Origin of the sequence: Thalassospira sp. B30-1 (assembly GCF_015767575.1) — a bacterium.
Taxonomy (GTDB): Bacteria; Pseudomonadota; Alphaproteobacteria; order Rhodospirillales; family Thalassospiraceae; genus Thalassospira; species Thalassospira xiamenensis.
The window spans coordinates 1-26,551 of record NZ_CP065232.1 but is presented as its reverse complement, the minus strand read 5'-3'; the positions used below and the strand labels follow the sequence as shown (position 1 = coordinate 26,551).

22 protein-coding genes are annotated in these 26,551 nt (G+C 54.3%); 11 read left to right on the top strand and 11 right to left on the bottom strand.

Annotated features, from left to right (window positions below; all coding sequences use genetic code 11):
* Positions 1-119 precede the first annotated feature (119 nt).
* Entirely contained in the window at positions 120-914 is a 795-nt protein-coding gene (locus tag IT971_RS00110) for an ABC transporter permease (protein WP_037989340.1), read from the bottom strand.
* 94 nt (positions 915-1,008) lie between these two features.
* On the opposite strand from IT971_RS00110, the gene IT971_RS00105 reads away from it, so the two are divergent.
* The 5 genes from IT971_RS00105 to IT971_RS00085 all read left to right on the top strand — a co-directional run bounded on the left by IT971_RS00105 (position 1,009) and on the right by IT971_RS00085 (position 4,229).
* Entirely contained in the window at positions 1,009-1,719 is a 711-nt protein-coding gene (locus IT971_RS00105) for a regulatory protein RecX (RefSeq protein ID WP_063092101.1), read from the top strand.
* Positions 1,720-1,841: 122 nt separating this feature from the next.
* Positions 1,842-2,582, top strand: a complete 741-nt coding sequence (locus IT971_RS00100) for a MauE/DoxX family redox-associated membrane protein (RefSeq protein WP_063092100.1) — start codon at positions 1,842-1,844, stop codon at positions 2,580-2,582.
* A 78-nt stretch (positions 2,583-2,660) separates the two neighbouring features.
* Complete coding sequence (gene arsC / locus IT971_RS00095) at positions 2,661-3,002, top strand: arsenate reductase (glutaredoxin) (RefSeq protein ID WP_063092099.1); 342 nt, start codon at positions 2,661-2,663, stop codon at positions 3,000-3,002.
* A 133-nt stretch (positions 3,003-3,135) separates the two neighbouring features.
* Entirely contained in the window at positions 3,136-3,504 is a 369-nt protein-coding gene (locus IT971_RS00090; RefSeq protein WP_062960199.1) for a CidA/LrgA family protein, read from the top strand.
* Positions 3,504-4,229 (top strand): LrgB family protein, encoded by a 726-nt coding sequence (locus IT971_RS00085; protein ID WP_062949716.1) that lies wholly within the window; start codon positions 3,504-3,506, stop codon positions 4,227-4,229. The genes IT971_RS00090 and IT971_RS00085 overlap by 1 nt, the downstream gene beginning before the upstream one ends.
* Positions 4,230-4,258: 29 nt before the next feature.
* Here the strand turns inward: IT971_RS00085 and IT971_RS00080 are convergent, their stop codons facing one another.
* From IT971_RS00080 to IT971_RS00070, 3 genes are all read right to left on the bottom strand, one after another.
* On the bottom strand, positions 4,259-5,962 hold the full coding sequence (locus IT971_RS00080) for a methyl-accepting chemotaxis protein (protein WP_063092098.1): 1,704 nt from the start codon (positions 5,960-5,962) through the stop codon (positions 4,259-4,261).
* 255 nt (positions 5,963-6,217) lie between these two features.
* Positions 6,218-6,964, bottom strand: a complete 747-nt coding sequence (gene truA / locus IT971_RS00075) for a tRNA pseudouridine(38-40) synthase TruA (protein ID WP_063092144.1) — start codon at positions 6,962-6,964, stop codon at positions 6,218-6,220.
* Positions 6,965-7,046: 82 nt separating this feature from the next.
* Positions 7,047-8,267, bottom strand: coding sequence for an argininosuccinate synthase (locus IT971_RS00070; protein WP_063092097.1), 1,221 nt, complete (start codon positions 8,265-8,267; stop codon positions 7,047-7,049).
* A 220-nt stretch (positions 8,268-8,487) separates the two neighbouring features.
* On the opposite strand from IT971_RS00070, the gene IT971_RS00065 reads away from it, so the two are divergent.
* On the top strand, positions 8,488-9,204 hold the full coding sequence (locus IT971_RS00065) for a M48 family metallopeptidase (protein ID WP_063092096.1): 717 nt from the start codon (positions 8,488-8,490) through the stop codon (positions 9,202-9,204).
* 23 nt (positions 9,205-9,227) lie between these two features.
* Positions 9,228-9,860, top strand: coding sequence for a LysE family translocator (locus IT971_RS00060; RefSeq protein WP_063092095.1), 633 nt, complete (start codon positions 9,228-9,230; stop codon positions 9,858-9,860).
* A gap of 1 nt (position 9,861) precedes the next feature.
* Here the strand turns inward: IT971_RS00060 and IT971_RS00055 are convergent, their stop codons facing one another.
* Positions 9,862-10,767, bottom strand: coding sequence for a LysR family transcriptional regulator (locus IT971_RS00055; protein ID WP_007088306.1), 906 nt, complete (start codon positions 10,765-10,767; stop codon positions 9,862-9,864).
* Positions 10,768-10,918: 151 nt separating this feature from the next.
* On the opposite strand from IT971_RS00055, the gene IT971_RS00050 reads away from it, so the two are divergent.
* Genes IT971_RS00050 through argE form a run of 4 tightly spaced genes read left to right on the top strand, consistent with a single transcriptional unit; the run spans position 10,919 to position 15,201 of the window.
* The gene (locus IT971_RS00050) at positions 10,919-11,908 is read left to right on the top strand and encodes a tripartite tricarboxylate transporter substrate binding protein (RefSeq protein WP_007088307.1); all 990 of its coding nucleotides are present in this window, start codon (positions 10,919-10,921) and stop codon (positions 11,906-11,908) included.
* A 37-nt stretch (positions 11,909-11,945) separates the two neighbouring features.
* Positions 11,946-12,476, top strand: a complete 531-nt coding sequence (locus IT971_RS00045) for a tripartite tricarboxylate transporter TctB family protein (RefSeq protein WP_063092094.1) — start codon at positions 11,946-11,948, stop codon at positions 12,474-12,476.
* Between the two features lie 17 nt (positions 12,477-12,493).
* Entirely contained in the window at positions 12,494-13,993 is a 1,500-nt protein-coding gene (locus IT971_RS00040; protein WP_063092093.1) for a tripartite tricarboxylate transporter permease, read from the top strand.
* A 29-nt stretch (positions 13,994-14,022) separates the two neighbouring features.
* Positions 14,023-15,201: an acetylornithine deacetylase gene (gene argE / locus IT971_RS00035; protein ID WP_007088310.1), complete on the top strand. Its 1,179-nt coding sequence runs from the start codon at positions 14,023-14,025 to the stop codon at positions 15,199-15,201.
* A 275-nt stretch (positions 15,202-15,476) separates the two neighbouring features.
* Here argE and IT971_RS00030 read toward each other — a convergent pair whose 3' ends face one another.
* From IT971_RS00030 to dnaA, 6 genes are all read right to left on the bottom strand, one after another.
* Positions 15,477-17,498, bottom strand: coding sequence for a transglycosylase domain-containing protein (locus IT971_RS00030; protein WP_063092092.1), 2,022 nt, complete (start codon positions 17,496-17,498; stop codon positions 15,477-15,479).
* Positions 17,499-17,681: 183 nt separating this feature from the next.
* A complete protein-coding gene (locus tag IT971_RS00025) occupies positions 17,682-19,601 on the bottom strand; it encodes a transglycosylase domain-containing protein (protein WP_063092091.1) in 1,920 nt (639 codons plus the stop codon).
* A gap of 137 nt (positions 19,602-19,738) precedes the next feature.
* A complete protein-coding gene (gene gyrB / locus IT971_RS00020) occupies positions 19,739-22,198 on the bottom strand; it encodes a DNA topoisomerase (ATP-hydrolyzing) subunit B (protein ID WP_063092090.1) in 2,460 nt (819 codons plus the stop codon).
* Between the two features lie 19 nt (positions 22,199-22,217).
* Positions 22,218-23,378, bottom strand: coding sequence for a DNA replication/repair protein RecF (recF, locus tag IT971_RS00015; RefSeq protein WP_007088332.1), 1,161 nt, complete (start codon positions 23,376-23,378; stop codon positions 22,218-22,220).
* A gap of 64 nt (positions 23,379-23,442) precedes the next feature.
* Complete coding sequence (gene dnaN, locus IT971_RS00010) at positions 23,443-24,561, bottom strand: DNA polymerase III subunit beta (RefSeq protein ID WP_007088333.1); 1,119 nt, start codon at positions 24,559-24,561, stop codon at positions 23,443-23,445.
* A 309-nt stretch (positions 24,562-24,870) separates the two neighbouring features.
* Positions 24,871-26,451, bottom strand: a complete 1,581-nt coding sequence (dnaA, locus tag IT971_RS00005; RefSeq protein WP_082822665.1) for a chromosomal replication initiator protein DnaA — start codon at positions 26,449-26,451, stop codon at positions 24,871-24,873.
* Between the last annotated feature and the right edge of the window lie 100 nt (positions 26,452-26,551).

Below are 26,551 nucleotides of genomic sequence, written 5' to 3'. Positions count from 1 at the left end.
CTCTGTCAACGACGCAAAACCCCTTAGATAGACAGGGCTGATATGAAAAAGGGCAGCATCCGATGCGGAATGCTGCCCTTAAACGGAATTTAATGCTGAAATCCGCCCTGTTTTGGCGATCAGGCCTTGAGCTTGTAGCCGCTTTTGATCATCCGATAGCACAGAATCCAAAGCAGGACATTGACCACGGCCAAGACCACAACTCCGGTCATTACCGTGCCGTCCGAAACCCCGGTAAAACCATAGCGGAACCCGTCAATCATGTAGAAGAACGGGTTGTAATGGACCAGTACCTTGCCAGCTTCGGGCAGGTTTTCGGCGCTATAGAACGTGCCCGACAGGAAGGAAAGCGGGGTGATGACAAAGTTGGTCACAACAGCAATGTGATCGAATTTCTCCGACCAGACGCCACCGGCAATCCCCAGAAGCGACAACATCAGCGATGCAGAGATTCCGAAATACAGGATAGCCCAGATATTATGGATGCCGACATCAACAAAGAACGCCATGACAATGGTGGTGGCGACACCCACCATGATGCCGCGCGTAACCGCGCCGAAGGCAAAACCGGCAACCATTTCACCGGCCGAAAGCGGTGGCATCAGAACATCGACAATATTGCCCTGTACTTTCGATATGATGATCGAGCTTGAGGTATTGGCAAATGCGTTTTGGGCCATGGTCATCATGACCAGACCGGGGGCAAGGAAGGTGGCGAAGGGAACGCCATTGACCGTCTCGACCGCGCGCCCGAGTGCCAGAAGGAAGACCGCCATGAATAACAGGCTGGTAACCACCGGGGCCCCGATGGTTTGCAGATGGACGTTCAGAAAACGTCGAACTTCCTTGGCATAAAGCGTCCACAGACCGAGCCAGTTGATCGCGCCCATTTGACGCGGTGCTAGCTCTTGCATGAAAAATCCTTCGAAAAAATGCAGACAATTGCCGGTAAAATAGGGAGAGTCGGGCATCAAGTGCAAGGGTGCGTATCGATCAGCATTGGGTGAAATGAAAGAATCACACGAAAACCGCAGTGATTTAGCGCCTGACAGCCAAGCGGAAAAATTTGGCGGAAACGCCAGTTTTACCGGCAAAGGCAGGGCTAAAGGTAAAGACCATAACCCACGCGAACCCAAAAAGCCGCGCCGGGTAACGCGCGACTATCTGATGAATTATGCCACCTGGTATCTGGAACGCTTTGCCGCGTCACGCGCCCGGCTTGAAAAACTGATGCGTGGTAAGATCAGGATTTCAGTTGCGGAATACGACACCGATCCGCAGGAAGCCGAAGAATGGATGAAAAGCGTTCTGAACACTTGCGAGAATGCCGGATTTATCAATGACACCGCCTATGCCAAGGGACGTGCCAGATCGCTTCTGCGCAAGGGCAAGGCCATACGGGTTATTGCCGCCGATCTGAATGCACGCGGCATTGCATCGCACATGATCGATGACACCATCACCGACCTCAGGCAGGAAGCCGATCAGGCGGCCTATGAAGATGTCCGGGGTACTGATCCCAACCTTGCCGCCGCCGCGGCCTATGCCCGACGCCGTCGGCTTGGCCCGTTTCGCCGCCCCGACCAGCGGGATGAAAAACGCGACAAGGATCTGGCCGCACTTGCACGACAGGGGTTTGGCTATGACACCGCCACCCGGATCATTGATAGCGATCTGGATCACCTGAACGATCTGCTCTCCATGATTGACGGCATCTGATTGTCGCCCTGGGGTTTTTCGAATCCCCGAAAGAAGGCGTTTCTGCGTTATGTGGAACAAATGCCGACCCGACAAGTTCCATAAAAGCGTAGACCCAAAGGCAAGACGAGAGAGATCAAGTCATGACCGCACAGACACGCAAGGCAACGCTTTACCGGATGGTGATGGACGAGCATATCTGCCCGTTCGGCCTGAAATCGCGCGATCTTTTGAAAAGCGAAGGATACGCCGTCGATGATCACTGGCTGACCACCCGGGAAGAAACCGACGACTTTCAGGCAGAACACAATGTCGATACGACACCGCAGACATTCATTGATGGCGAACGGATCGGTGGCCATGACGAATTGCGGGAATATTTCGGCAAGCCGGTAAATGATGGCAATTCGGTTACCTATCAGCCGGTCATTGCCGTTTTTGGCATGGCAGCCCTTATGGCGCTGGGCCTTAGCTGGGCTGCTTTTGGCGATTTCCTGACCGTTCGGGCAGTTGAATGGTTCATCGCAACGTCGATGTGCATCCTTGCCATCCTGAAGCTTCGGGATATCGAAAGTTTTTCCAACATGTTTCTGGGGTATGACCTGCTGGCGCAACGGTGGGTGCGATATGCCTATCTTTACCCGTTTGGTGAAGCACTGGCAGGTGTGCTTATGATTGTTGGCGCGCTTATGTGGATTGCAGTTCCCGTTGCCCTTTTCATCGGGACAATCGGGGCGATATCGGTTTTCAAGGCGGTTTATATCGACAAACGCAACCTCAAATGCGCCTGTGTCGGTGGGGACAGCAATGTTCCGCTTGGTTTCATTTCACTGACGGAAAACATCATGATGGTCGCGATGGCGATCTGGATGATGGTGAAATAGGCAACAACAGACTGGTGCAATCGGTATCGAGCCCCTAAAAAGAACCGATACAGGCTGCCTTTTACGTGAAGGAGAACCATGAATATGATGGTCCGTATCTATCACAATCCGCGTTGTTCCAAGTCGCGCCAGACTCTTGCACTGATTGAGGAGCAGGGGATTACCCCCGACGTGATCGAGTATCTGGATACACCACCCACCCCACAGGAATTAAAAGAAATTCTTGGCATGCTGGGCATGGCTCCGGAAGATATCCTGCGCAAGAAAGAAGCCAAAGAAGAAGGCATCGCCGATCTTCGTGGTGACGCCCTGATCGGGGCCCTGTGTGCCCATCCGCGCGCGATTGAACGCCCGATTGTGGTCAATGGCCACAAGGCCGCCCTTGGGCGACCGCCGGAAAGTGTTCTGGAAATTCTTTAGCGTCACCTGAAATATCGAATGACTTCAAACGCCTGTGCCATTTCCGCACGGGCGTTTTTCGTTATTAATAAAAGTCGAACGAGCGCAAAGTCATTATGTCTAATCCAAAGACATAAATGTCGGGAGGTTGCTGATGATTGCTGCGTTTGCCCTGATCCTTGTCTGCCAGCTGTTTGGCGAGGTGATATCGGAACTGTTTGACTTGCCTGTACCCGGCCCTGTGATCGGGCTTGGGCTTTTGTTTATCGGGCTGATTGTCAAACGCCACCCGCCCAAGGTTCTGACCGATGCCGCCGATAACCTTCTGATCCATTTTTCGCTGCTGTTCGTTCCGGCCGGTGTCGGTGTGGTGACACAGCTTGACCGGCTGCGTGGGGACTGGTTGCCGATTACGGCCGCCCTGATCTTTTCCACCCTGCTTGCGATGGTTCTGACCGCCCTTCTGATGTCGAAACTTCTTCCCAAACCCAAGGCATCCGTCGGCGACGGGGACGCAAAATAATGGGCGAGACAGATATCACGCAGCTTTGGGTTTATCTTTCGACCAAGCCATTGACCGGCCTTACCATTACGCTTGTCGCCTATTCCATCGGATTCTGGCTGTATCAGAAAACCGACCGCAATCCGGTTTGCAATCCGGTGGTCATCGCCATTGCATTGATTGCGTTGCTGCTGGAAAGCACCGGCACCCCCTATGCGACCTATTTCGAAGGGGCACAGTTCGTGCACTTCCTCTTGGGGCCGGCGACGGTGGCACTTGCCGTACCGCTGTTTCGCCAGATGGAAACACTGAAACGGGCATTGCCGGTGATTATTTTCGGTGTGCTGTTCGGATCGCTGGTTGCGAGTGTCAGCACAGTTGTTCTGGCCTGGATCCTTGGCGCGAGCCCGGAAACACTGGCTTCCCTAGCACCGAAATCGGTCACGACACCGGTTGCTATGGGTATTGCCGATGAAATTGGTGGTGTCCCGGCTCTGACTGCGGTTTGCGTGATCGCAACCGGCATTGTCGGGGCAACACTGGGCCCGATGGTGATGAATTTGGCCCGATTGAAAGACTGGCGGGCGCGCGGATTTGCCATGGGGGTTGCCGCACACGGAATCGGAACGGCACGGGCGTTTCAGGTCAATGAAACAGCCGGGGCGTTTTCAGGATTGGCGATGGGGTTAAATACGCTGGCCACCGCCCTGACCCTGCCATTCCTGTGGCATTGGTTCTTCGGGTGAGCCGAAACTCACCCGAAGCCACAAAACCCTTAACCGGCACGTAGCTGTTTGAGGAAGTCGGAGACCGTTCTGTGAAGGGTTTCGATCTGCCCTGACAGGGCACCGACATTTGTATCAAGCTCGCTTGCGGCAGCACCGCTGCTGCTTGCGGCCTGATGGATTTCCTCGATATTGCTGACAACCTCGCTTGAACCACGCGATGCGGTCGAGGCGCTATTGGCAATTTCACCAACAGCAGCATTCTGTTCGGACACTGACGACGAAATGCCATTGGTGATATCGTTGATGGTTGCGATGGTCTGGGTCACCTTTTCGATGGCCTCGACCGTCAGTTTGGTTTCACTTTGGATCGCGCCAATCTGTTGGGCAATTTCATCGGTTGCCTTTGCCGTCTGATTGGCAAGGTTTTTGACTTCCTGCGCAACAACAGCAAAGCCTTTGCCCGCCTCGCCGGCGCGGGCGGCCTCGATGGTGGCGTTTAGTGCCAGAAGGTTGGTCTGTGCGGCGATATCGTTAATCAGACTGACAACTTCGCCAATCCGCTCGGCAGCTTCGGCGAGGCCGCTAACCATTTCGTTGGCCCGCGATGCTTCGGTAACGGCGGTCTCCGCAATTGATGTCGATTCGTCAACCTGGCTTCCGATGCCGGTAATTGATGCCGAAAGTTCCTCGGTCGCGGCGGCAACAGTCTGCACGCTTCGGGCTGACTCGTTGGCCGCTTCGCTGACATGGCTGCTTTGGCGAACCGAATGATCGGCAGAATCCCGCATCTGACGGGTCGAGCGCATCATGCCCTCGGTCGCCTGACGCACCGACGAAACGATCTGACCGACCGATTCCTCAAGTTGCTTAGCAAGACGGTTGCGTTGCTGAACGCGTTCATCCTCGTTACGTTTTTCGGCTGTGATGCGTGCTTCTTCGGCTTCCTTGATCTGGCCTGCTGTTTCCTTCCAGCGGACAAGACCATCGGCAATCACACCGATCTCATCGGTTCGCCCGGTATAGGCGACTTCACCGGAAAAATCGCGATCCACAAATCGGGCGATGGTATTGCCCAGAACGTGAAGCGGGCCAAGCTGCCAGCGCAACAGAACCACCAGCAACACCCCGGCGATCAGGGCAACGACAATACCTGCAATCGCGATACGAAGCTCGATAGCAGTTGCAACTTCGGCAACTTCGGCCTTGGCAATACCGACATAAAGAATGCCGATCACATCACCGCCCGGATTAAAGATCGGCGTATATTGGGTGATATAGGCGGTGCCAAGAATGACCGCCTCGCCACGGAATGTTTTTCCCGAGGTGGTAGGGCCATAGGCAGCACTGCCATTCCCCAGCATCGTACCAACGGCCCGCTGGCCATCTGGTTTGATGATATTGGTCGAAACGCGGATGAAGTCCTTTTCGGCAGGCACCCAGGAAAACACAGTTGCCGTCTGGCCTGTGGCGGTTCCGATACGGTCGATCAGGCTATGCGATGAAAGATCGGGAATTTCCGGCATAACCAGTTTGGTCGTTTCACCATCGGCGCCGATGGTCACTTTCAAATCCGGATAGGCATCCTGCAACAAAAGAGCGGCAACACGCAGGTTGAGCTTTTGCGATTGCAGACTGGTATCACTGACCTGCTGATCAATACGCTGCATGATCACAACGCCAAGCAGGAAAATACCGCTGATCAAAATGATCAAAGCGGCCAACGCAACCTTGAAAACAATACTTCTGGACATGATCTATCGCCCCCTGACCCCATTGCACTGGCCCCCAAGACACCAACGCAAAAAACTCCCACAACCCATAATCCTGACCGATAGTCAGGATGGATCAGACCTGAACAACATAGCGATTTAAAAATCGCATTTATCCTATTGGAATCTGGTGTTCTTTAACTGTCAGTTCAAGAACAGAATATCAAAACAACTGAACATTTGTGCAAAAAATGATCAAAACGACCAGAAAGCCAAATTTCGGCAGATCCGTAATGCTCAGTAATCGACCTTGACGAAATAAAGCCCGTCAGCCGGAGCAGTCGGGCCGCCTGCCTTACGATCGCAAGCTTCCAGTGCTGTTTTGACGTCAATCGGCTTCCAGTTGCCCTTGCCGACCAGAACAAGAGTACCGACCATATTACGAACCTGATGATGCAGGAATGACCGGCTTTCGGTATGCACACGAATATCAAGCGGGTCATGCTCGCTGCGCGTCACGACAAGCTTTTCCAGTGTTTTGATCGGGCTTTTGGCCTGGCATTCGCTTGCGCGGAAGGTTGTGAAGTCATGCGTACCGATAAGATAGGCCGCAGCTTCGTTCATCGCATCAATATCAAGCGGCTTGAAAATGCCCCATGCAAGACCGGCATCAATCGTCAGCGGCGCACGCCGATTGATGATGCGATACATGTAGTACCGTTTCTTGGATGAAAACCGGGCGTGAAAGTCTTCACCGACTTCAACGCAGTCAATCACGGCAACCGGGTCAGGTTTGAGGTGATGATTGATTGCATTCATTACGGCATCGGCCGGATAGGTACGGGGCAGGTCAAAATGCACGACTTGGCCAAACGCATGTACCCCGGCATCGGTTCGGCCAGATACATATACGCGTACGAATTCGCCGATGAACTTTTCCAGCGCGGTTTCAAAAACCTGCTGGACCGAGATCACCTCGTCCTGGAACTGCCACCCGTGATAGGGACGTCCATTATATTCGACGGTACATTTATAGCGCTGCATCGGGTGCTTATAACCAAGCTTCAAAACAAAAACGAGGGATGATGATCACCCCTCGTTTCGTAATGGATCACAACGGTGAAACTTACTTCATCCCGTCGCGGTCAAAACCAAGACGCAGGCGAAGAGCGTTCAGCTTGATGAAGCCTTCTGCGTCGCGCTGGTTGTAAACGGTATCAGCTTCGAAGGTGACATGCTCTTCGGAGTAGATCGAGTTCGGCGACTTGCGGCCGGTAACCGTGACGTTGCCCTTGTACAGGTCAAGACGAACAACACCGTTGACGGTTTTCTGGGTTTCGTCGATCAGGCGCTGCAGGGCCTGACGTTCCGGCGACCACCAGTAGCCATTATAGATCATCTCGGCGTAACGCGGCATCAGCTCGTCCTTGAGGTGACCGGCATTACGGTCAAGCGTAATGCTTTCCATTGCGCGGTGCGCCACCGACAGGATGGTGCCACCCGGGGTTTCGTAAACGCCGCGCGATTTCATGCCGACATAACGGTTTTCGACCAGATCAAGACGACCGATGCCGTTTTTGCCCGCAACGTCGTTCAGCTTGGTCAGAAGGGTCGCCGGACTCATACGTTCACCGTTCACGGCAACCGGATTACCCTGTTCAAACTCGATTTCAATCGTGGTGATCGCATCGGGTGCATTTTGCGGCGACACGGTACGTTCGAACATCTGTTCGTTCGGCTTGACCCACGGATCTTCCAGCGCCTTGCCTTCATAGGAAATGTGCAGAAGGTTGGCATCGGTTGAATATGGGGGCTCATCCCCGCCCAGCTTGTCAGCCGAGATCGGAATCTGATGTTCGCGGGCAAAGTTAAGAAGGGCGGTACGCGAATTCAGTTTCCATTCACGCCAAGGCGCAATGACCTTTACGTTCGGCTTAAGCGCATAATAGCCAAGCTCGAAACGGACCTGATCGTTGCCCTTGCCGGTCGCGCCGTGGGAAACGGCATCTGCACCGACTTCTTCGGCGATTTCAATCTGGCGTTTGGCAATCAGCGGACGCGCGATTGAGGTACCGAGCAGATACACACCTTCATAAAGGGCGTTCGCACGGAACATCGGGAAGACATAGTCGCGAACGAATTCTTCGCGCAGATCTTCGATGAAAATCTGTTTGACGCCAAACATCTCGGCTTTCTTGCGGGCGGGTTCCAGTTCCTCGCCCTGGCCGAGATCGGCGGTGAAAGTCACGACTTCGCAGTTATATTCTTCGCGCAGCCATTTCAGGATGATGGAGGTATCAAGCCCGCCTGAATAGGCAAGCACCACCTTTTTGACCTGATCGCTCATTGGAGTGACGCCTTTCTTCTTCCGATGTAAACCGGGGCGCGGCACATTCAGGCCAACGTCCCTTGCGGGGTTGCAACACATACATTGCAAAAGTCCCCTAGACCTTGAGCGCGGAGTATAGGAAAACACTACTGCCGGGCAAGGGGCAAGATGCCCTTCCGGCCAAAAAGGCGCAAAAAGTACGAAAATTCCACCCCGCTTTTGGAAAAATTCACCCTGAATGCTGCGAAATATCGAAGAAACCGAAATCGATCTGCCGCAAATCGGCCCCTTGCCGGTCCGGTTGCGGCCAAGCGCGCGTGCGACGCGACTCAAATTGCGGATCGATCCGGCATTTGACGGTGTTGAAATCGTCGTTCCGAACGGTATATCGCGCAAAACAGCGATCTCGATGCTGTATCAGCATGGCGACTGGGTCACCGCCCATATGAGCCGCCTGCCTGAACGTGTGCAGTTCGTTCCGGGGGCCTGGGTGCCGTTCATGGGTAATGAACATGCGATCCGCACGGTGCCCGACGCCAAGCGCGGTGTTTGGGCCGAAGCAGGTGTCATCTGGGTTTCGGGACTTCCGGAGCATACCAATCGCCGGGTTTCCGACTGGCTGAAAAAGCAGGCAAAGCTTGAAATCGCGCCCCGTGCGCACGCCTATGCCGAACGGATCGGCAAGAAGGTCAATCGCATTTCGCTGAAAGATACGCGAACGCGCTGGGGCAGTTGTTCATCGAATGGCAATCTGTCCTTTAGCTGGCGACTCGTCCTCGCCCCTGAAGATGTGCTGGATTACGTCGTCGCCCACGAGGTCGCCCATCTTCAGGAACTGAACCATAGTGCGCGTTTCTGGGCTGTCGTCGAAGATCTTTATGGCCCATCAAAGAAACAGCAGCACTGGTTAAAGAAGAACGGTTCAGCCCTGCATCGTTATGGCGCAGGCAGCTAAACGCCCCACCCGGAGTCCCTGATATGCTGATCCCTATTGAAATCCTGCTGATTTTCATCCCGACCGCGCTGGCGCTGAACATGACGCCGGGTAACGACATGCTGTTTTGTCTGGGGCAGGGGATCAAATCCGGGCCGCGTGCCGGTTTAGCCGCCAGCTTCGGGATTGCGACGGGGGCCATGATCCATACGCTTCTTGCCGGCTTGGGACTGGCTGCCATGGTGGCCGCCCATCCGGTTGCGCTGGAAATTCTGCGATGGGCGGGGATTGGCTATCTGGTATGGCTGGCCATTCAGTCCTTCCGGGATCGCGGGGACGTTCTGAAACCAACGAAAACCGCACCGGCTACCGCGATGAAAGCCTGGGGCGACGGGATCGTCGTCAATCTGCTCAATCCCAAGATCATTGTGTTCGTTCTCGCCTTCATTCCCCAATTCGTCGATCCGGGACGCGGATCGGTGCTGGCGCAGTTTCTGATCCTTGGCGTAATCCTGAATATCGGCGGCACGATCATCAATTGTCTGGTGGGCGGTTTTGCCGGAAAACTTGGTCAGTTCCTATCGCGTTCGGCCCGCCTGGCACGCGCGTTTCAGATTTTCACCGGTTGCGTATTTCTGGCACTGGCTGCACGCCTTGCCTTTGACCGGCGCGCATAGGTTACAGCACACAGCCTGCATTGCGCAGATTAGGCAATTCCGCCCGCAGGAAAGACAAAAACCGGCGTTCAACCGCGCTGAGTTCCCCCGATGATCGGAAAAGTGCGACGTCCCATTCGATTGCCGGGGTCAGCGGGCGTGCGACAACCTTTTCCTCGTCGACCAGCAAAGTGGCAAACGGATCAATAACAGCGATACCGACATTGCGTTCAACCAGTCGGGAAATGGTTCGGATGGTGCGGGCTTCGACCGCGATCTTGCGCGGCCAGCCTGCGATCTGGAAAATGTAATCAATCTTGGTGCGAAGAGGCGATCCGATCGAAAGTTCGACAAAGCTTTCACCGCGCAAAAGATCGATATCAATGGTTTCAAATCCGGCCAGCCGGTGATTGCGCGGCATCAGGCACACCGCGCGACATTGCGCAAGCGGCATGACTTCCATATTGGGATCCTGAAGGTCAAGCGTGATGCCGATTCCCAAATCACATTGCCGGGTCGTCACCATATCAAGCATGCCTTCAAGACCGGTATCGGTAATACTGACGGCAACATTGGGATGGGCACACTTGAACTTTGCAACCACATCAAGAAGATAGGTATCAACATAGATCGGCTGGGCCGCAATCCGGATGCTGCCAAGCTGCTCGTTGGCAATCGCGCGGGCCTGTGTTTCGATTTCACGCAGAGAATTAAGCGACCGCAGAACCGTTGTGTGAAACTGCAATGCCTCGGTCGTTGGCGAAAGCTGGTTTCGTTTGCGGTTGAACAACGCAAACCCGACAGATTTTTCAAAACTGTTTAACAACCGACTGACCATGGGCTGACTGATATTCATGGCCTGTGCTGCCTTGGTGACGGAACCGTAGGTCATAAAGGCGTTGAAGCTTTCAAGTTCTCGCAAATTCATCGGTTGGCCTGCGACTCATTTCAGTATGTAAATTAGTTATACTGAAATTAATTTTTTGCGTCACGAGTTATAGTTTGCGATGGAATGTATACAAAACAAAAAACGACGAGCTCGGGCAATCCTGCCACCACCAAACAGGGAGACATGAAAAATGTTTCGACAGCTCAAAAAGGCCGCGACTTTTGCGGCTGCAGTTCTTGCAACCACAACACTGGTTTCGACCGCACAGGCCGCTGACTATCCAGAAAAAGCCATCACCCTTGTCGTGCCTTATGGCGCAGGTGGCGCATCGGATCTGGCCGGTCGTGCCTTGGCTGAAACCGCGCGCAATTACACCAACGAACAGCCGGTCGTGGTTGTGAACAAAACCGGCAATGGTGGCATGAATGGTGCCCGTTACGTCACCGAACAGAAGCCGGATGGTTACACCCTGCTGCTGTCACGCGTTGGCATGGCGCTTTACCCGGCCGTTTACACCGACAGCCCGGTTGCCTGGGATGATTACACCTTCCTTGGCATTCTTGAATCAACCCCGATGATCCTTGCAGTCAATGCAAACTCGGACATCAAAACCGTTGATGAGCTGCTTGCCAAAATCAAATCAAGCAATGGCGCGACCACCTATGCTGCATCCGGCCCCACCGCGATTGACGGCTTTACGGTTCAGGCCCTTCTGGCCGATGCCGATCTGGATCCGCTGTCTGCTTCCACCCTCGTGCCATACAAAGGCGGCAGCGCCCTTGCCGCAGCTCTTCTTGGCGGTCACGTCGACTTCCTGGCTATTGCGGCCGGTTCGCTGATGCCTCACATCGAAGCTGGCAAAATGCGTGCACTGATGGTTTACGCTCCGAAACGCATGGATGCCCTTCCTGACGTTCCAACTGCCAAGGAACTTGGTTACAATCTTGCCGGACAGGTTGACGGCTGGAGCGCATTGTTCGCCCCGAAAGATCTGCCGGAAGACGTTGTTGCAAAATGGAAAGACATCCTTTCGAACGTTGCAACCAACGACCAGTGGCTTGATCTTGCCAAGAAACGCGGCTCTGTCTCAGTCGTTGGTGATCAGGACCCGGCTGCCTTCGTCAAGAGCCAGTACGAGCTCTATAACGGCATGGCCAAGAAATTCGGTTACATTCAGTAATCCGCACCCCTTAATTTTCTGAATGTGAGACGGAACCATGACTCCCAATCGCGATTTTTATACCGGACTGATCGCAACGGCATTCTTTGCCTTTGTCCTGTTCGTCCTGATCCCGATCTATGTGAAGGTTCCGTCTTTCATTCCAGGATTTGCCCCGCCACCTGATATGTGGCCACGTGTTATTACCGTGGTCGGGCTGGTTATGGGCATCCTTGCCATTCTTTTAGCCATTCCAAAGATGCGGGCGACCGCGAACGACCGTGTCATGTCAATTGGCGCAACAATGCACCGAAATCGTAAACTGATTGTGCGTTTTGCCGGAGTCCTGATCGGCTTTGCCGCATTCGCCTATGCGATGCCGGAAATCGGTTTTGTCCCCGCGACCATTCTGCTTCTGGCCTATCTTTTCCTGATGACCGGCAATTACAGCCGCAAAATCTGGATGATCGGACTGACAATCGTTTTTCCGATCCTGCTTTATCTTGTTTTCACCGAAGTCACCCACACGCCTTTCCCCGAAGGCCATCTGTTTTCGGCATTAGCGGCCGATTTCGTGACCCTGATCTGATTTGAAAGCGCCCCTTCATGTGGAATGAACTGCTTTACGCCTTTGAAGCCGTCGCAACGCTGCCCAACTTCATTGCCATGGCGGCCGGGATCTGGGGTGGTGTGATCATCGGTGCCATACCGGGTATGACCGGTACGATGGCCGTGACCCTTGCCCTGCCATTTACCTTCTATCTGCCGCCGGTCACCAGCATTCTGCTTCTGGTTGCCCTTTACAAAGGGTCGACCTATGGCGGATCGATTTCGGCGATCCTGATCAAAACGCCGGGTACCGCGTCTGCGGCCTGTACCGTTCTTGATGGTTATCCCCTTGCCCAGCAGGGCAAAGGTGGCAAGGCGCTTAATATGGCGCTGGTTTCAAGCTGCATTGGCGACTTTATTTCGAATATCTCGCTGTTCTTCCTGGCGATGCCGCTTGCGATGTTTGCACTTCGGGTCGGACCGCCGGAATATTTCATGCTGATGGCCTTTTCACTGACCATCGTTGCCAGCATTTCAGGTCGGTCACTTGTTCTTGGCATCATTTCCGCCTGTATCGGTTTGCTTCTGGCAACCGTGGGCGAGGATATATATGGCTCGTTCCGTTTTGCGGTAACAGAAGACATGAAATCGGGTCTTGGTGTTGTACCGGTGCTGATCGGACTGTTTGCCTTGCCGGAACTGATCAAGATGATCGTCTTCCGGCCCGAGGACAACAATGCGGCCATGAAGCTTGGCGATAACCGCCTGACCATGGCCGAATTCCGCGGCAGCGTGAAATCGATCCTGCGGGGCAGTGTTATCGGTGTGATACTCGGCGCCATTCCGGGCATCGGGCCGTCAACTGCCGCTTTCTTTTCCTATAGCGAAGCCCGCCGGACATCGAAAAACGGCGATAAATTCGGCGAAGGCGAACTAGAAGGCGTTGCGGCATCCGAGTCTGCCAACAATGGCTGCTGCGGGGCGACCATGATCCCGCTTCTCGCACTCGGTGTTCCGGGTGACGTCATTACGGGTGTGATGCTGGGCGCATTTATGATCCATGGCCTGACGCCGGGTCCGCTGCTTTTCCAGAACAATATCGGTGAAGTCTATTCGCTGTTTATCGGCATCCTGTTCAGTTCGGTGTTCCTGTTTGTTGCCGGCAAACTGACGGCAGGTGCCTTTGCGAAAATTTCGCGCATTCCCCAGACGCTGCTTTTGCCCTGCATTCTGGTTCTGTGCGTGTTTGGCATCTATTCGATCGGTGCCAGCCCGTTTGATGTCAGCGTCCTTCTGGTCATGGGGATTGTCGGCTTCGTCATGATGATCCTGAACATTCCGGCAGCACCGTTCCTGATTGCCTTCATTCTGGGGCCGATGTTCGAAGACAATATGCGCCGGTCGCTGGCAATTTCGCGCGGCGATCTGGGCGTATTCTTCCATTCGTGGATTTCATGGGCGTTCTTTGCCCTGACCGTCCTGTTCATCGCCCTGACCATTCGCCGTGAATGGCAGAAATGGCGCGAGAAGTCCCGCAATACGGCGCAGTCGGCCTAATATTCCGAGAAACGAGAAGCGATAATAAAATGAGCAAACCAAACATGTCCCGCCTGCATAATGCCATTGATCTGCTTGGCAAACTTGTGGCGTTCGACACCACCAGCAAGAACTCGAATCTCGGTCTGATCCATTTTGTCCGTGACTATCTCGCGCAATATGGCATCGAAAGCACACTGTTCCATGACGAAACCGGCGAGAAGGCAAACCTTCTGGCAACCATCGGTCCGAAGGATGTCCCTGGCATCGCGCTTTCGGGGCATACAGACGTGGTTCCCGCCCTTGAAAAAAGCTGGATCAGCCCGGCATTTGAACTGACCGAACGCGACGGCAAACTGTTTGGTCGCGGTTCTGCCGACATGAAAGGTTTTTCGGCCTGTGCGCTGGCAATGGTTCCGGAACTGGTCAAACGCGATCTGGCGATCCCGTTCCATCTTTGCCTGTCCTATGACGAGGAAGTCGGTTGCCTGGGTGTGGGTTCGATGGTCGATCATCTGGCAAACCTTAAAACTCCGCCACGCCTTGCCGTGATTGGCGAACCGACCGAGATGAAAGTCATCAATGGTCAGAAGGGTAAATTTTCGATGCGGGTTGCCGTCACCGGAACAGCCGGGCATTCATCCTTTGCCCCCCGCCATGTCAACGCCATCGAATATGCGGCACGCGCCATTACGATGATTTCCGATCTGGCACGTGAATTTGAAGAAAACGGCCCCTTCGACAATGACTTCACGGTGCCGCATAGCACCATGCTGACCACCACCATTGGCGGCGGAACAGCGACCAATGTCACACCGGATTTCTGTGAATTCACGTTCGAAATTCGCCATCTGCCGGAACACGACGCCAAGGCCGTCCTTGACGGGATCAAAGAGAAAATCCTTGAAACCCTCGATGCGGAAATGAAAGCCAAAGAAGCCGAAACCGGATTTGAATGGGAAGAAATCTTTTCCTATCCCGGAATGGGTGATTGCACGGATGCAGAAGCGTTCGAGCTGGTTCGCAACATCGTCCCGGAAGTTTCGGGCAAGGTTTCTTACGGTTCCGAAGGCGGGATTTTCGAAAAGCAGGGCAATATCCCGTCGATCATCTGCGGTCCTGGCAGTATCAAACAGGCCCATAAGGCCAATGAATTCATCGAAATTTCGCAGATCGAGGAATGTCTGGAATTCCTCGAGAAGCTCAGTGATCAGGCTGTAGCGGCCTGATGCTCTCGCCGATGTACCGCCCTGAACGGTGCATGCGGATGTCCTTGCGATGCAAGGGGAAGATTGCACCCCTGACCCTTGATCACATCGCGATATTCGACAGGTGAGACCTCCCTCGGCTTCGTCGGACTCCCCCGATGAAGCCATGCAAACTGCAAACTTGATGGCCGGTTTTCCGTAACGGATACCGGCCATTTTTTCTTGGCCGAAACGAAAAGGGGCGATGCATCCGCACCGCCCCTGAAGCACCTTTGCGGTACTTGTGTCAAAGCCGGTTACTGCTTTTTGTTGCCGGTTGTGAAGCCAGAAGTAAAGTCACGCCAACTACCGTCTTCGCCCACCTTTTGCGACCGCGCAAGCGCAGCCTTGCCAAGTGAGCGAACCGGCAGGTTCTGATGAGCATGCAGCATGAAATCATGCCAAAGCTTGGCTGGAAGGTCCCCCCCGGACACATCATCCATCGGACTGCCGTTATCATTCCCCATCCAGACCCCTGCAACCAGTTCAGCGGTATAGCCAATGAACCACGCATCACGGGAATCCGATGTTGTGCCCGTCTTGCCCGCAGCAGGGCGATCAATGATCGCATTGCGTCCCGTGCCCTTGGCAACAACAGATGACAGCATATTGTTCATTTCCCCCGCGTGCAGCGGGTTCATCAGACGGACAGGGAATTCGTCATTGCGCTCATATAGAACTTCGCCGCCCTGACCGACAATTTTACGGATCGCATGCGGAAACACCGAAAATCCGCCATTGGCGACGATGGCATAGGCACCGGTCAGCTCAAGCATCGAAACCTCGCTGGTGCCCAATGCCAGACTGGGTTCCCGCCCGAGTTCGGCAGAAACACCCATATCGTGAGCCTTTTTGATCACATTATCCAACCCGACTTCCATGGCGACCTGAACCGCGATTGAATTATTCGATGTTGCCACCGCATCGCGGATCGACATGGTGCCATGGTGTTTGCGATCAAAGTTTCGCGGTTCCCATCCGTTAACGGATATTGCCATGTCACGCATCCAGTCGTTCGACCCGATCCCCTTATCCAAGGCTGCCAGATACACAAACAGTTTGAACACGGAACCGGGCTGGCGCCGTGCCTGTGTCACACGGTTATACTGGCTTTCGAAATAGTTACGCCCACCAACCATTGCGCGAACGGCCCCATCCGGGGTCATCGCCAGAAGGGATGCCTGGCCTACACGCTTTTGCTGCGCAACGGGGCTTGCCAAAGCACGTTCGAGATTGAGTTCGGCAATTTCCTGAAGACGGGAATCAAGTGTGGTGTTGATCGTCAGATCCTGATCAACGTAACCGATGTAATCACGGACACGATCCAGCACCCAATCGGTAAAATGCCGGACACCGGGCCCGCTTTTTCCCTGTCGAGTGGTACGGACAGTCCGCTGTTTGGCGCGCTCGGCACGCGCGCCAGTAATCACCCCATTTGATGCCATGGCATCGAGAACAATATTGGCGCGTTTTGCGGAATCTTCTGGATCAACCAGCGGGTTGTAACGACTTGGTGCCTTTGGCAATCCAGCCAGAACTGCCGCCTCGTAAAGATTAAGGCGCCGAGGGTCGGTTCCGAAATAGTGCCGGGACGCGGCATCAATGCCATACATCCCCGATCCGAAATAAATACGGTTCAGATAAAGCGACAGAATCTGTTGCTTGGAAAATTTGAATTCCAGCCAAAGCGCCAGCAGGACTTCTTCGATTTTACGCCCGAAATTGCGTTCCGGTGACAGGAACAGATTCTTTGCAAGTTGCTGGGTGATCGTGCTACCGCCCTCGGCGATACGCCCTGACATCAGATTGACCCAGCTGGCACGCAGAATCCCTAGAATATCGATACCAAAGTGATCGTAAAACCGGCGATCTTCGATGGAAACAAACGCCTGTCCGACATGGTCCGGCAGATCTCCGACCTCTACCGGGCTACCATAACGATCACCGTAAGAACCGAGTACCACGCCATCAACGCTGACAACGCGGATGGAAGGCTTACGTTCGCTGGCAACCTCGAAGCTTACCTTTTCAGGCAGTCCGTAACCGTAATAAGCAACCACTCCGCCAGCAATAACCAGCCCCCAAATCCCCATAATAACAATAAAACGTGCAATCGCCTCGGGCCCCGGGATCATCCCGCCGATTTTGCTTAAAATGCCCGACCCGTTTTTCTTGCTGCTTGTGCTGCTGGCGCCACTAGCACGCTTCTTGTTGCGTTTACGCGGCGTCGTTGCCCCCTTGCGCACGGTCTGCTGTCGTTTGAATGGTCTTTGGGCCACGAAGCACCTTTGATATCAAATAGGGACGCCGGTTTGTGCCCGTGAACGCCCGATCTGTCAACATATCTGCCAGATTTGCGGACGACAGGTGCCAAACCGCTCCACTCAGCCATTTCGACTGAAATTTACAGGTTGTGCCCCAACATCGGCAGGAGACCCCAATCCCCTGCTCATTCGACGATCTTACTGCTTTTCATTCGATAAATCGTTTTTCCACATATCTGCTACGCCATCACTTTCACGGCGTCGTTGTGATGCGGCTCGAATCATCGAACGAATTGGTAAACCATCATGTGCATCCAGCATAAATAACCGCCAAAGAGACGCAAGCTCTACATCGCCGCGGATTTGCGGAATTCGGCTATTATCGTCATTCCCCGCCCAGACAACCGTAATCAGGTCGGACGTAAAGCCGGTAAACCAAGCATCGGACGCACCGCTATCCTGTGTGCCATACCCGGCAAACGGTCGGTCCAGACGAAGCTGTGGGTCTGTGACGCTGGAAAACAGCGTATAGGCACCCTGAATGGCTTCGTCTGTCAGGCGCTTTTGGACCGTTTGCTCGACGCGCTGGTAAACCAATTCGCCGGTTCCGGCAAAAGCCACCCTGTTGACCAGACTAAGCTGTACCGGTTTACCTGAATTTTGCGGTAGGGCGTGAATGGATGCGATATCGGCCAAGGTCACCGGATCAAGACCAACTACCGTCCGGATATCGTTCGAAAGCGGGCTTTTGACCCCGATGGCCTGGGCGTATTCCTTGACCTTGAGCAAACCAAACTGATCGGCCAGATTGACCGGCACAGTATTGACATCAAGCACAAAGGCTTCGCGCAGTGAAATCTGTCCGCGATATTCGTGATCCGGATTTACCGGTCGCCAGCCCCCCACTGCCATACGGTTGTCACGCACCCATTGGGCAGGATCACTGTTTTCATTCATCGCATAGTAATAGGGAACGATTTTGATCATCCGGCCCGGGAAATGGCGAACATCCAATGCCCGGTTGGGACGAAACGGGCTGTAACTTGCACCGCCAACAATCGCACGAATACGACCATCCGGGCTCATGGACAACAAGGCCGCCTGCTCAACGCCCTTGGGCTTCAGGCGAAGATTGGAAACCTCGCGCACGACGTCCTGCGCCAGACGCTGAATGGTCAAATCAATGCTGGTGGTGACTTCGATATCGCGGCTTGTATAACCGATCCGAGAAGCGACCTCATCCATCACCATATCGACAACATAGCTTGAAACCACGCCATCCCTGTACTGAACATCCAGCTTTGGCTCGACCAGTGTAAGGGCGGATACACGATCAAGTTCGATATATTTATACCGCCCCATATTCAGAAGGATTTCGTTGGCCGCATTCGCTGCGTCACGGGGGTGATATAGCGGATCAAATTTTTTCGGGTCATTCATCGCAGCCGCAAGAACGGCGGCCTGATGCAGCGTTATCCGTTCGGCCGGACTGCCGTACCAGATACGCGATGCCGCAGTGATCCCGAATATCCCGCGCCCCATATAGCTGCGTTCAAGATAGCTGCGCAGAATGGTTTTCTTGTTGAATTTAAACTCAAGCCATAGCGCAACCAAAAGTTCCTGCAAGTGGCGACCTGCACTGACTTCCGGGGTTTTGAAGAAGCTTCGTGCAACCCGCATCGTGATGGTCGAACCAGGAATATCGTTGCTTGAAAAGACACGCACAAAGTCGCTGGTCGATACCCCGAAGTGGCCATAAAATCCGGGATCGGTTCCTGCGACGAACACATTCTGTATTCGTTCCGGAATGGTGGTAAGGGATACGTCCTGGCTGTATCGCCCCTGAACAATTTCAAGCGTTGCACCATCAAAGCCCATGATACGGACTTCGGGGCTTCTGATCATGTTGCGGCTGAAATCAAGATTGGACTGAATTGTCAGTACAATCGCCATCACGGCAGCGAACCCGATTAACGAGAAAAAGCCGATCAGCAGCGTGCGCCGACGACGACGCCGGCGCCTGATGATACGCAGTTCACGTTCTGTAATTTCCTGCATTGCCGCCTGCGCGGCATTTGCACCACCGCGTTGCGGTTCGTCCCGTTCTTCTTCTGCCACGCCCGGTTCCGCTTTTCCCACAGGTTTACTATGCCAACGTACAGTAAACCGACAAGCTATTAATAAAGTACTTCTCCCAAACGCAAACAGGGCAGCCCAATGGACTGCCCTGCATATTTCTGCGACTTCCGAACCGATCAAACGTCGAGATTGGCAACCTTCAGCGCGTTCGACTGGATGAAATCACGACGCGGTTCAACGACGTCACCCATCAGGGTCGAGAAGACTTCCTCAGCCTCATCTGCATGATCAACACGGACCTGAAGAAGCGAGCGGACATTCGGATCAAGGGTGGTTTCCCAAAGCTGATCGGGGTTCATTTCGCCCAGACCTTTATAGCGCTGGATCGAAATTCCGCGACGACCATATTCCATTACCGCGTTGACCAGATCGACCGGACCATTGATTTTCCAGATCTTGTCCTTGGCACCGAATTCAGCACCACTTTCGAACAATTCGCGAAGTTCAACGAGCAACCCGGCAATCGCACGGCTTTCGGCTGAACGCAGGATATTGCCATCAATGACGTGACGTTCTTCGACACCGCGCAGCATACGCCACATGACGATTTCATCCTGGGATGCCTCGCCCTTCCATCCGCGATCAAAATCTTCGGACAGAAGATCAAGACGACCAGCAAGCGTATTCGCTGCTTCCTGACGTTTGGCATCATCGTCAAGCAATGCCGGGTTCAGGGCACCCGCCAGTACGGCCTGTTCGAGAATCGAAATCGGCAATTTCAGCGAAAGCGGCTCCAGCAGTCCCTTGGCCTTGCGCGCCAGTTCCACAATCCGCACCAGATCCGAACCAGCAACCTGCACGCCGCCATTGAGCGTCAGCAACGCATCTTCGGTCCCTTGTGCGGTCAGGTACTGTTCCATCTCGCGGTCATCTTTGAGGTACTGGACCGAGTTACCTCGCTTGGCGCGATAAAGCGGTGGTTGTGCGATATAGAGATATCCCCGTTCAACCAGTTCAGGCATCTGACGATAGAAGAAGGTCAGAAGCAGGGTTCGGATATGCGCACCATCGACGTCGGCGTCAGTCATGATGATGATTTTGTGGTAGCGCGTTTTTTCAATATTGAAATCATCGCGGCCAATCCCGGTGCCAAGGGCGGTAATCAGCGTACCGATTTCCTGACTTGAAAGCATTTTATCGAAACGCGCGCGCTCAACGTTCAGGATTTTACCACGCAATGGCAGGATTGCCTGGAAGCCACGTTCACGGCCCTGTTTGGCCGATCCACCTGCGGAATCACCCTCCACGATGAACAGTTCGGCTTTGGACGCATCGCGTTCCTGACAATCGGCAAGCTTGCCCGGCAGGGATGAGATATCAAGCGCACCTTTACGACGGGTCAGTTCACGTGCCTTGCGCGCCGCTTCGCGGGCCGACGCGGCCTCGACCACCTTGGTGACGATTTTGCGTGCATCCTGCGGATGTTCTTCCAGCCACTGCTGAAGCCTGTCGTTCACGATGTTTTCGACAACCGGACGAACTTCGGACGAAACCAGCTTATCCTTGGTCTGGGATGAGAATTTCGGATCCGGTACCTTGACCGAAATCACACAGGTCAGGCCTTCCCGGGCATCATCCCCCGAAAGACTGACCTTTTCCTTTTTCACAATCCCGCTTTCCTGTGCATAGGAGTTGATCTGACGGGTCAGAGCCGCACGGAAACCGGCCATGTGGGTTCCGCCATCACGCTGCGGAATGTTGTTGGTAAAGCACAGCGTGGTTTCGTGATAGCTGTCGTTCCACTGCAGGGAAACTTCAACGGTAATACCGTCTTTTTCACCCACAATGGCGATTGGCTCCTCGATCTGCGGTGCCTTGTTACGATCGAGATATTCGACAAAAGCACGAATGCCACCTTCGTAATGCAGCTTGGTTTCAACCGGTTCGCCATGGCGTTCATCACGCAGCGTCAGGATCACGCCAGAGTTCAGGAAAGCCAGTTCGCGCAGACGATGTTCAAGCGTCGGCAGGTTGAACTCGGTCATCGTGAAGATTTCGGCATCGGGATAGAAGGTAACTTCGGTCCCGGTCAGCGGCTTGCCCTCTGCCGTCATCGGCGCATCACCAACAATTTCCAGCGGCTTGATCGCATCGCCACCGGAGAATTCCATGTAATGCTCCTTGCCATTACGCCAGATGCGCAGTTTCAGCAAAGTCGACAGGGCGTTCACAACCGACACACCCACGCCATGCAGACCGCCAGAAACCTTATAGGAGTTCTGGTCAAACTTACCACCGGCATGCAGCTGGGTCATGATGACCTCGGCTGCAGAAACGCCTTCTTCCTTGTGCAGATCGGTCGGGATGCCACGGCCGTTATCGCGGATCGTTGCCGACCCATCACCGTTTAGCTGCACCCAGACAGTATCGCAATACCCGCCGAGTGCCTCGTCAATCGCGTTATCGACAACTTCGTAGATCATGTGGTGCAAGCCACTGCCGTCATCGGTATCGCCGATATACATGCCCGGGCGTTTCCGCACCGCTTCAAGGCCCTTAAGAACCTTGATCGATTCTGCACCGTAATCCTGCGCCTGCTGTTCGGCGGTTTTCGGAGCTTCTGTTTCGTTGGTCATAGCGTCACAACCTCGGCATTCACGGAGTGGTTTCAGCGGTCAGTGTGGCATCTTCCACGCGGAAGAATTGCGCACGTCCGTCCAAACCTTCAAACAGCGCCCGGTCCGTGCCTGTCATCCAGGCCTGGACGCCAAGCGCCACGATTTCATCAAACAGGTAGCGGCGACGCTCTGCATCCAGATGCGCCACAACCTCGTCAAGCAACAGCAACGGACCAGCTCCGCGTGCTTTGCTCTGCAAGCGGGTATTGGCCATAATCATCGATAGCAGTAGGGCCTTTTGTTCGCCCGTCGAACACTGATCTGCCGACTGGTTCTTGGCATCATGCCACACCAGCAAATCACTGCGTTGTGGTCCGACGGAAGCCCCGCCATAGGTAGCATCGCGTGACCGTCCATCGCGCAATGCCGCCCGCATCCTGTCTTCAACCTCAATCGCTGGCAACTGCTCCAGCCAGTTTTCAAGATCCCCTGCAAGTGCAAGTCTTGCCGCCGGAAAAGGCCCAACAACCATAGTCCCGGCCCGGCCAAGCTTTGCCAGCAATTCAGCGCGCGCAACCGCAACGGCAATACCATGACGCACCATCGAATCCTCGATCGAGGCCAGCCACCTGTCGTCACCTTTGCCTTCTTTCAAAAGCTTGGCACGACTGCGCAAACTATGTTCATACGCGGCGACCCGGCTGCTATGTTCGGGATCAAGGCCATAAACCAGACGATCCAGAAAACGGCGACGCGCCGATGGGCCGTCCAGAAACAGACGATCCATTTGCGGTGTCAGCCAGACCGCGGCACAAACCCGGCCCAGTGATGCCTGCCCACGCTGGCTTTCACCATCAATACGCACGGCGCGTTTTTCGCGCCCCTGCGCAAGAGCCGCAGGATCAAGGCCTGATCCAACCTGATATTCACCATCCGGTGTGGTCAGGTGCGCTGAAACGGCCCAGGCCCTTACGCTACCCTCGTCTTCGCCCGGCACCCTGCGCGATATCTCGCCCAGCTTGGCTCGCCTTAACCCGCTTCCCGGCGAAAGAAGCGATAACGCTTCAAGCAGATTGGTTTTCCCGGCCCCGTTCGGACCGGTCAAAACCACCGGAGCCCCGTCAAGCGACAGGCGCAGACTTTCGTAACACCGAAAGTCACCAAGCTGTATACGGGAAACTGCAAGACGGTTCGTCATCGACGTACCGTCTTGGTGTGGAAGATTATGGGCAAGAACAGCCACAGCAAAAGTGCGCTAACCGTCAGACGCGCATCGGCATCAGAACATACAATGCCGACAGATCATCGGTATCGCGCAGAATGGTCGGCGATGATCCGTCCGACATCAGAAGGTTCAGGGTGTCACCCTTCACCTGCTTGGCGATATCGAGCAAATAACGCGAGTTGAAACCGATTTCGATGTCATCAGCATCATAATTGATTTCGAGTTCCTCGGATGCGGTTCCGTGTTCCGGGCTCGACGCAGAAAGGGTCAGGGTATTACCCGACATGACGACTTTGACCGCACGCGATTTTTCGATCGAAATGGCGGAAACGCGGTCAACAGCGTCTGCAAATGCCTTGCATTCGATATCAAGGGTCTTGTCATTGCCAGACGGAATGACTCGCTCGTAATCCGGGAACGTACCATCGATCAGTTTGGAGGTCAGAACCGCCTTTCCGAAACCAAAGCGAATTTTGGTATCGGACAATGCGATATCGACCGCTTCGCCGGTTTCCTCGATCAGCTTGCGCAATTCGCCAACGGTTTTGCGCGGCACAATGACGCCCGGCATGTTTTCCGCCCCATCGGGAAGCGGTGCTTCGACCCGCGCCAGACGATGGCCATCGGTTGCAACCGCACGCAGGATCTTGGTTCCTTCGGCGTCTGTCGCATGAAAATAGATACCGTTCAGGTAATAACGGGTTTCTTCGGTCGAAATCGCAAATTCGGCACGATCAATCAGACCGCGAAGTTCCGCCGCGGCAAGGCCGAAGCTGACCGGAAGCTCGCCACCAGACATGACCGGGAAGTCATCAACCGGAAGAACCGCCAGATTGAATTTCGAACGACCCGCCGACAGGGTAAGACGCCCTGCACCTGGCTCAAGCGCGATTTGCACCTGCGAGCCTTCCGGCAACTTGCGGACAATCTCGTAAAGGGTATGGGCGGGGGTTGTGGTTGCACCGGCTTCACTGACTTCTGCAGTGGTGGTTTCAATCACCTCAAGATCCATGTCCGTTGCCGTCAGAGAAAGCTGGTCATTCTCCGCCCGCAGCAAAATATTGGACAGAATCGGAATGGTATTGCGCCGTTCGACCACACTTTGAACATGGGTCAAAGATTTCAACAGAGCCGCGCGTTCAATGGTCAGCTTCATGCCCGTCCTATCCGTCTGTCAGTATTGGTTTAACAAATTGATTTATAATCGGTTTTGTCGCTTTTGCTCCACCCTTTCGGGCAAGGCAGACGCATTATAACATGCATGCTGGGAAATCGAAGGATTTTTAAGGCTTAAACCCAAGCAAACAAAACGAGTCGTTGTATATTTTTCCACCCAATGCACGCAAAAGGCGGACCCCCGCGCGATGCCTGATTTTCAGCCCGTCGATTACCGTAAATATCCGACTGGAATCAGAACGGGCCACCGTCCCTGGACCGTGACCCGTAGCGTATTTTCAAACTGCGATCAGCCTTCAAGCATACGACGCAACAGGTCGATGTCTTCCGACAGCGACGGATCACTCACGTGCAACTCTTCGATCTTGCGAACTGCATGCATGACGGTCGTATGGTCACGACCGCCAAATTTACGACCGATTTCCGGTAGGGAATGCGTCGTCAATTGTTTGGACAGATACATCGCAACCTGACGCGGACGGGCAACTGCCCGGGCGCGACGGGCGGAATGCATGTCCGACACCTTGATGTTGAAATGCTCGGCAACTTTTTTCTGAATTTCTTCAATCGAAACCCGGCGTTCGGATGCGCGCAGGACATCGTGCAGCACGTCCTGAACCATCTCGAGACTGATTTCACGACCGACCAGCTGCGCATGGGCGATCACGCGGTTAAGCGCACCTTCAAGCTCGCGCACGTTCGCGGTGATCTTGTGAGCCAGAAACTCCATCACACGCTGTGGCAGCTCTATGTTCTGACGCTCTGCCTTCGATTCGAGAATACCCAGACGCAGTTCATAGGTCGTAGCATGAATATCGGCAACAAGGCCCGAGCCAAGACGCGAACGCAGGCGTTCTTCGATATCTTCCAGATCGGATGGCGACTTGTCAGCAGACACAATGATCTGACGCCCCTGATCCACCAGCGCATTGAAAGTGTGGAAGAATTCTTCCTGGGTCGAGTCCTTGCCCGAAATGAACTGAACGTCATCAACCATCAGAACATCGACGGACCGGAACTGATCCTTGAAATCGACGGTGTTCTTGTCACGCAGGGCCCGGATGAAGCGGTACATGAATTTTTCAGCAGACAGGTAAATCACCGTGCGGTGCGGCTGCGTGCGGCGAATATGCCATGCAATCGCGTGCATCAGGTGGGTTTTACCAAGACCGACACCGCCATAAAGGAACAGCGGGTTGAATGGCACCGATTCGGCCTCTGCCAAACGGCGTGCTGCCGCATAGGCGAATTCGTTCGGCTTTCCGATCACGAAATTGTCGAAAGTATATCGGGGATCAAGAGCCGCCGATATGCCGTCGTCGGACATGGTGCCAATTGCCTTGCGACCACCCGACACCAGCCCTTTTGCATTGCCCGCATAGGACAGGCCGGAACCTTCGGCACCAGTCACCTCGTTCGCAGCCTTATCCAGTCGCGCGACATCGTCAGAGATGCGTCCGCGTGCACTGCTATTGGCAGACTGGGCCGCTGAATTAGAAGTTGCGGAAGAAGATGCGTTTTTTTGGCCGTTTCCATTTGCCGGTTGGACAACAACGATCTCGACAAAATGGATATTCTCGTCCTCGGAATGCCAGAAGGACTGAATACGATCCAGATAGTGCTGGGTTACCCAGTCACGCATCGCACGCGTTGGCGCACCAAGACGTGCGACCCCCGCTTCGACGGCGATCAATGCGACGGGATCAAGCCAATAGCGATAAGCAGTCGCGCCAAACTCCGAACGAAGCTTTTCGCGGACAACCTGCCATGTCGCTTTCGCGTGATCGTCTAGTGCCGCCTGCTGGTCACCCGGAATCCCCCCGTTGGACTCCCCGAGTGCCGATTGCGTTCCCCTAACGGCGTGCTGCACTGTTAGAACCTTTCCCCGCTTAATCAATCTTCACTACCAAACAAAACGCGAAAGACAAAAAAGTACTCTCCCGCGTTGATCACGATCATGATCAACACGC

Excerpts from the sequence above, each read along its gene's own strand:
- IT971_RS00110 (WP_037989340.1), bottom strand. The coding sequence starts at position 914 with ATGCAAGAGCTAGCACCGCGTCAAATGGGCGCGATCAACTGGCTCGGT.
- IT971_RS00105 (WP_063092101.1), top strand. The coding sequence starts at position 1,009 with ATGAAAGAATCACACGAAAACCGCAGTGATTTAGCGCCTGACAGCCAA.
- IT971_RS00100 (WP_063092100.1), top strand. The coding sequence starts at position 1,842 with ATGACCGCACAGACACGCAAGGCAACGCTTTACCGGATGGTGATGGAC.
- arsC (WP_063092099.1), top strand. The coding sequence starts at position 2,661 with ATGAATATGATGGTCCGTATCTATCACAATCCGCGTTGTTCCAAGTCG.
- IT971_RS00090 (WP_062960199.1), top strand. The coding sequence starts at position 3,136 with ATGATTGCTGCGTTTGCCCTGATCCTTGTCTGCCAGCTGTTTGGCGAG.
- IT971_RS00085 (WP_062949716.1), top strand. The coding sequence starts at position 3,504 with ATGGGCGAGACAGATATCACGCAGCTTTGGGTTTATCTTTCGACCAAG.
- IT971_RS00080 (WP_063092098.1), bottom strand. The coding sequence starts at position 5,962 with ATGTCCAGAAGTATTGTTTTCAAGGTTGCGTTGGCCGCTTTGATCATT.
- truA (WP_063092144.1), bottom strand. The coding sequence starts at position 6,964 with ATGCAGCGCTATAAATGTACCGTCGAATATAATGGACGTCCCTATCAC.
- IT971_RS00070 (WP_063092097.1), bottom strand. The coding sequence starts at position 8,267 with ATGAGCGATCAGGTCAAAAAGGTGGTGCTTGCCTATTCAGGCGGGCTT.
- IT971_RS00065 (WP_063092096.1), top strand. The coding sequence starts at position 8,488 with ATGCTGCGAAATATCGAAGAAACCGAAATCGATCTGCCGCAAATCGGC.
- IT971_RS00060 (WP_063092095.1), top strand. The coding sequence starts at position 9,228 with ATGCTGATCCCTATTGAAATCCTGCTGATTTTCATCCCGACCGCGCTG.
- IT971_RS00055 (WP_007088306.1), bottom strand. The coding sequence starts at position 10,767 with ATGAATTTGCGAGAACTTGAAAGCTTCAACGCCTTTATGACCTACGGT.
- IT971_RS00050 (WP_007088307.1), top strand. The coding sequence starts at position 10,919 with ATGTTTCGACAGCTCAAAAAGGCCGCGACTTTTGCGGCTGCAGTTCTT.
- IT971_RS00045 (WP_063092094.1), top strand. The coding sequence starts at position 11,946 with ATGACTCCCAATCGCGATTTTTATACCGGACTGATCGCAACGGCATTC.
- IT971_RS00040 (WP_063092093.1), top strand. The coding sequence starts at position 12,494 with ATGTGGAATGAACTGCTTTACGCCTTTGAAGCCGTCGCAACGCTGCCC.
- argE (WP_007088310.1), top strand. The coding sequence starts at position 14,023 with ATGAGCAAACCAAACATGTCCCGCCTGCATAATGCCATTGATCTGCTT.
- gyrB (WP_063092090.1), bottom strand. The coding sequence starts at position 22,198 with ATGACCAACGAAACAGAAGCTCCGAAAACCGCCGAACAGCAGGCGCAG.
- recF (WP_007088332.1), bottom strand. The coding sequence starts at position 23,378 with ATGACGAACCGTCTTGCAGTTTCCCGTATACAGCTTGGTGACTTTCGG.
- dnaN (WP_007088333.1), bottom strand. The coding sequence starts at position 24,561 with ATGAAGCTGACCATTGAACGCGCGGCTCTGTTGAAATCTTTGACCCAT.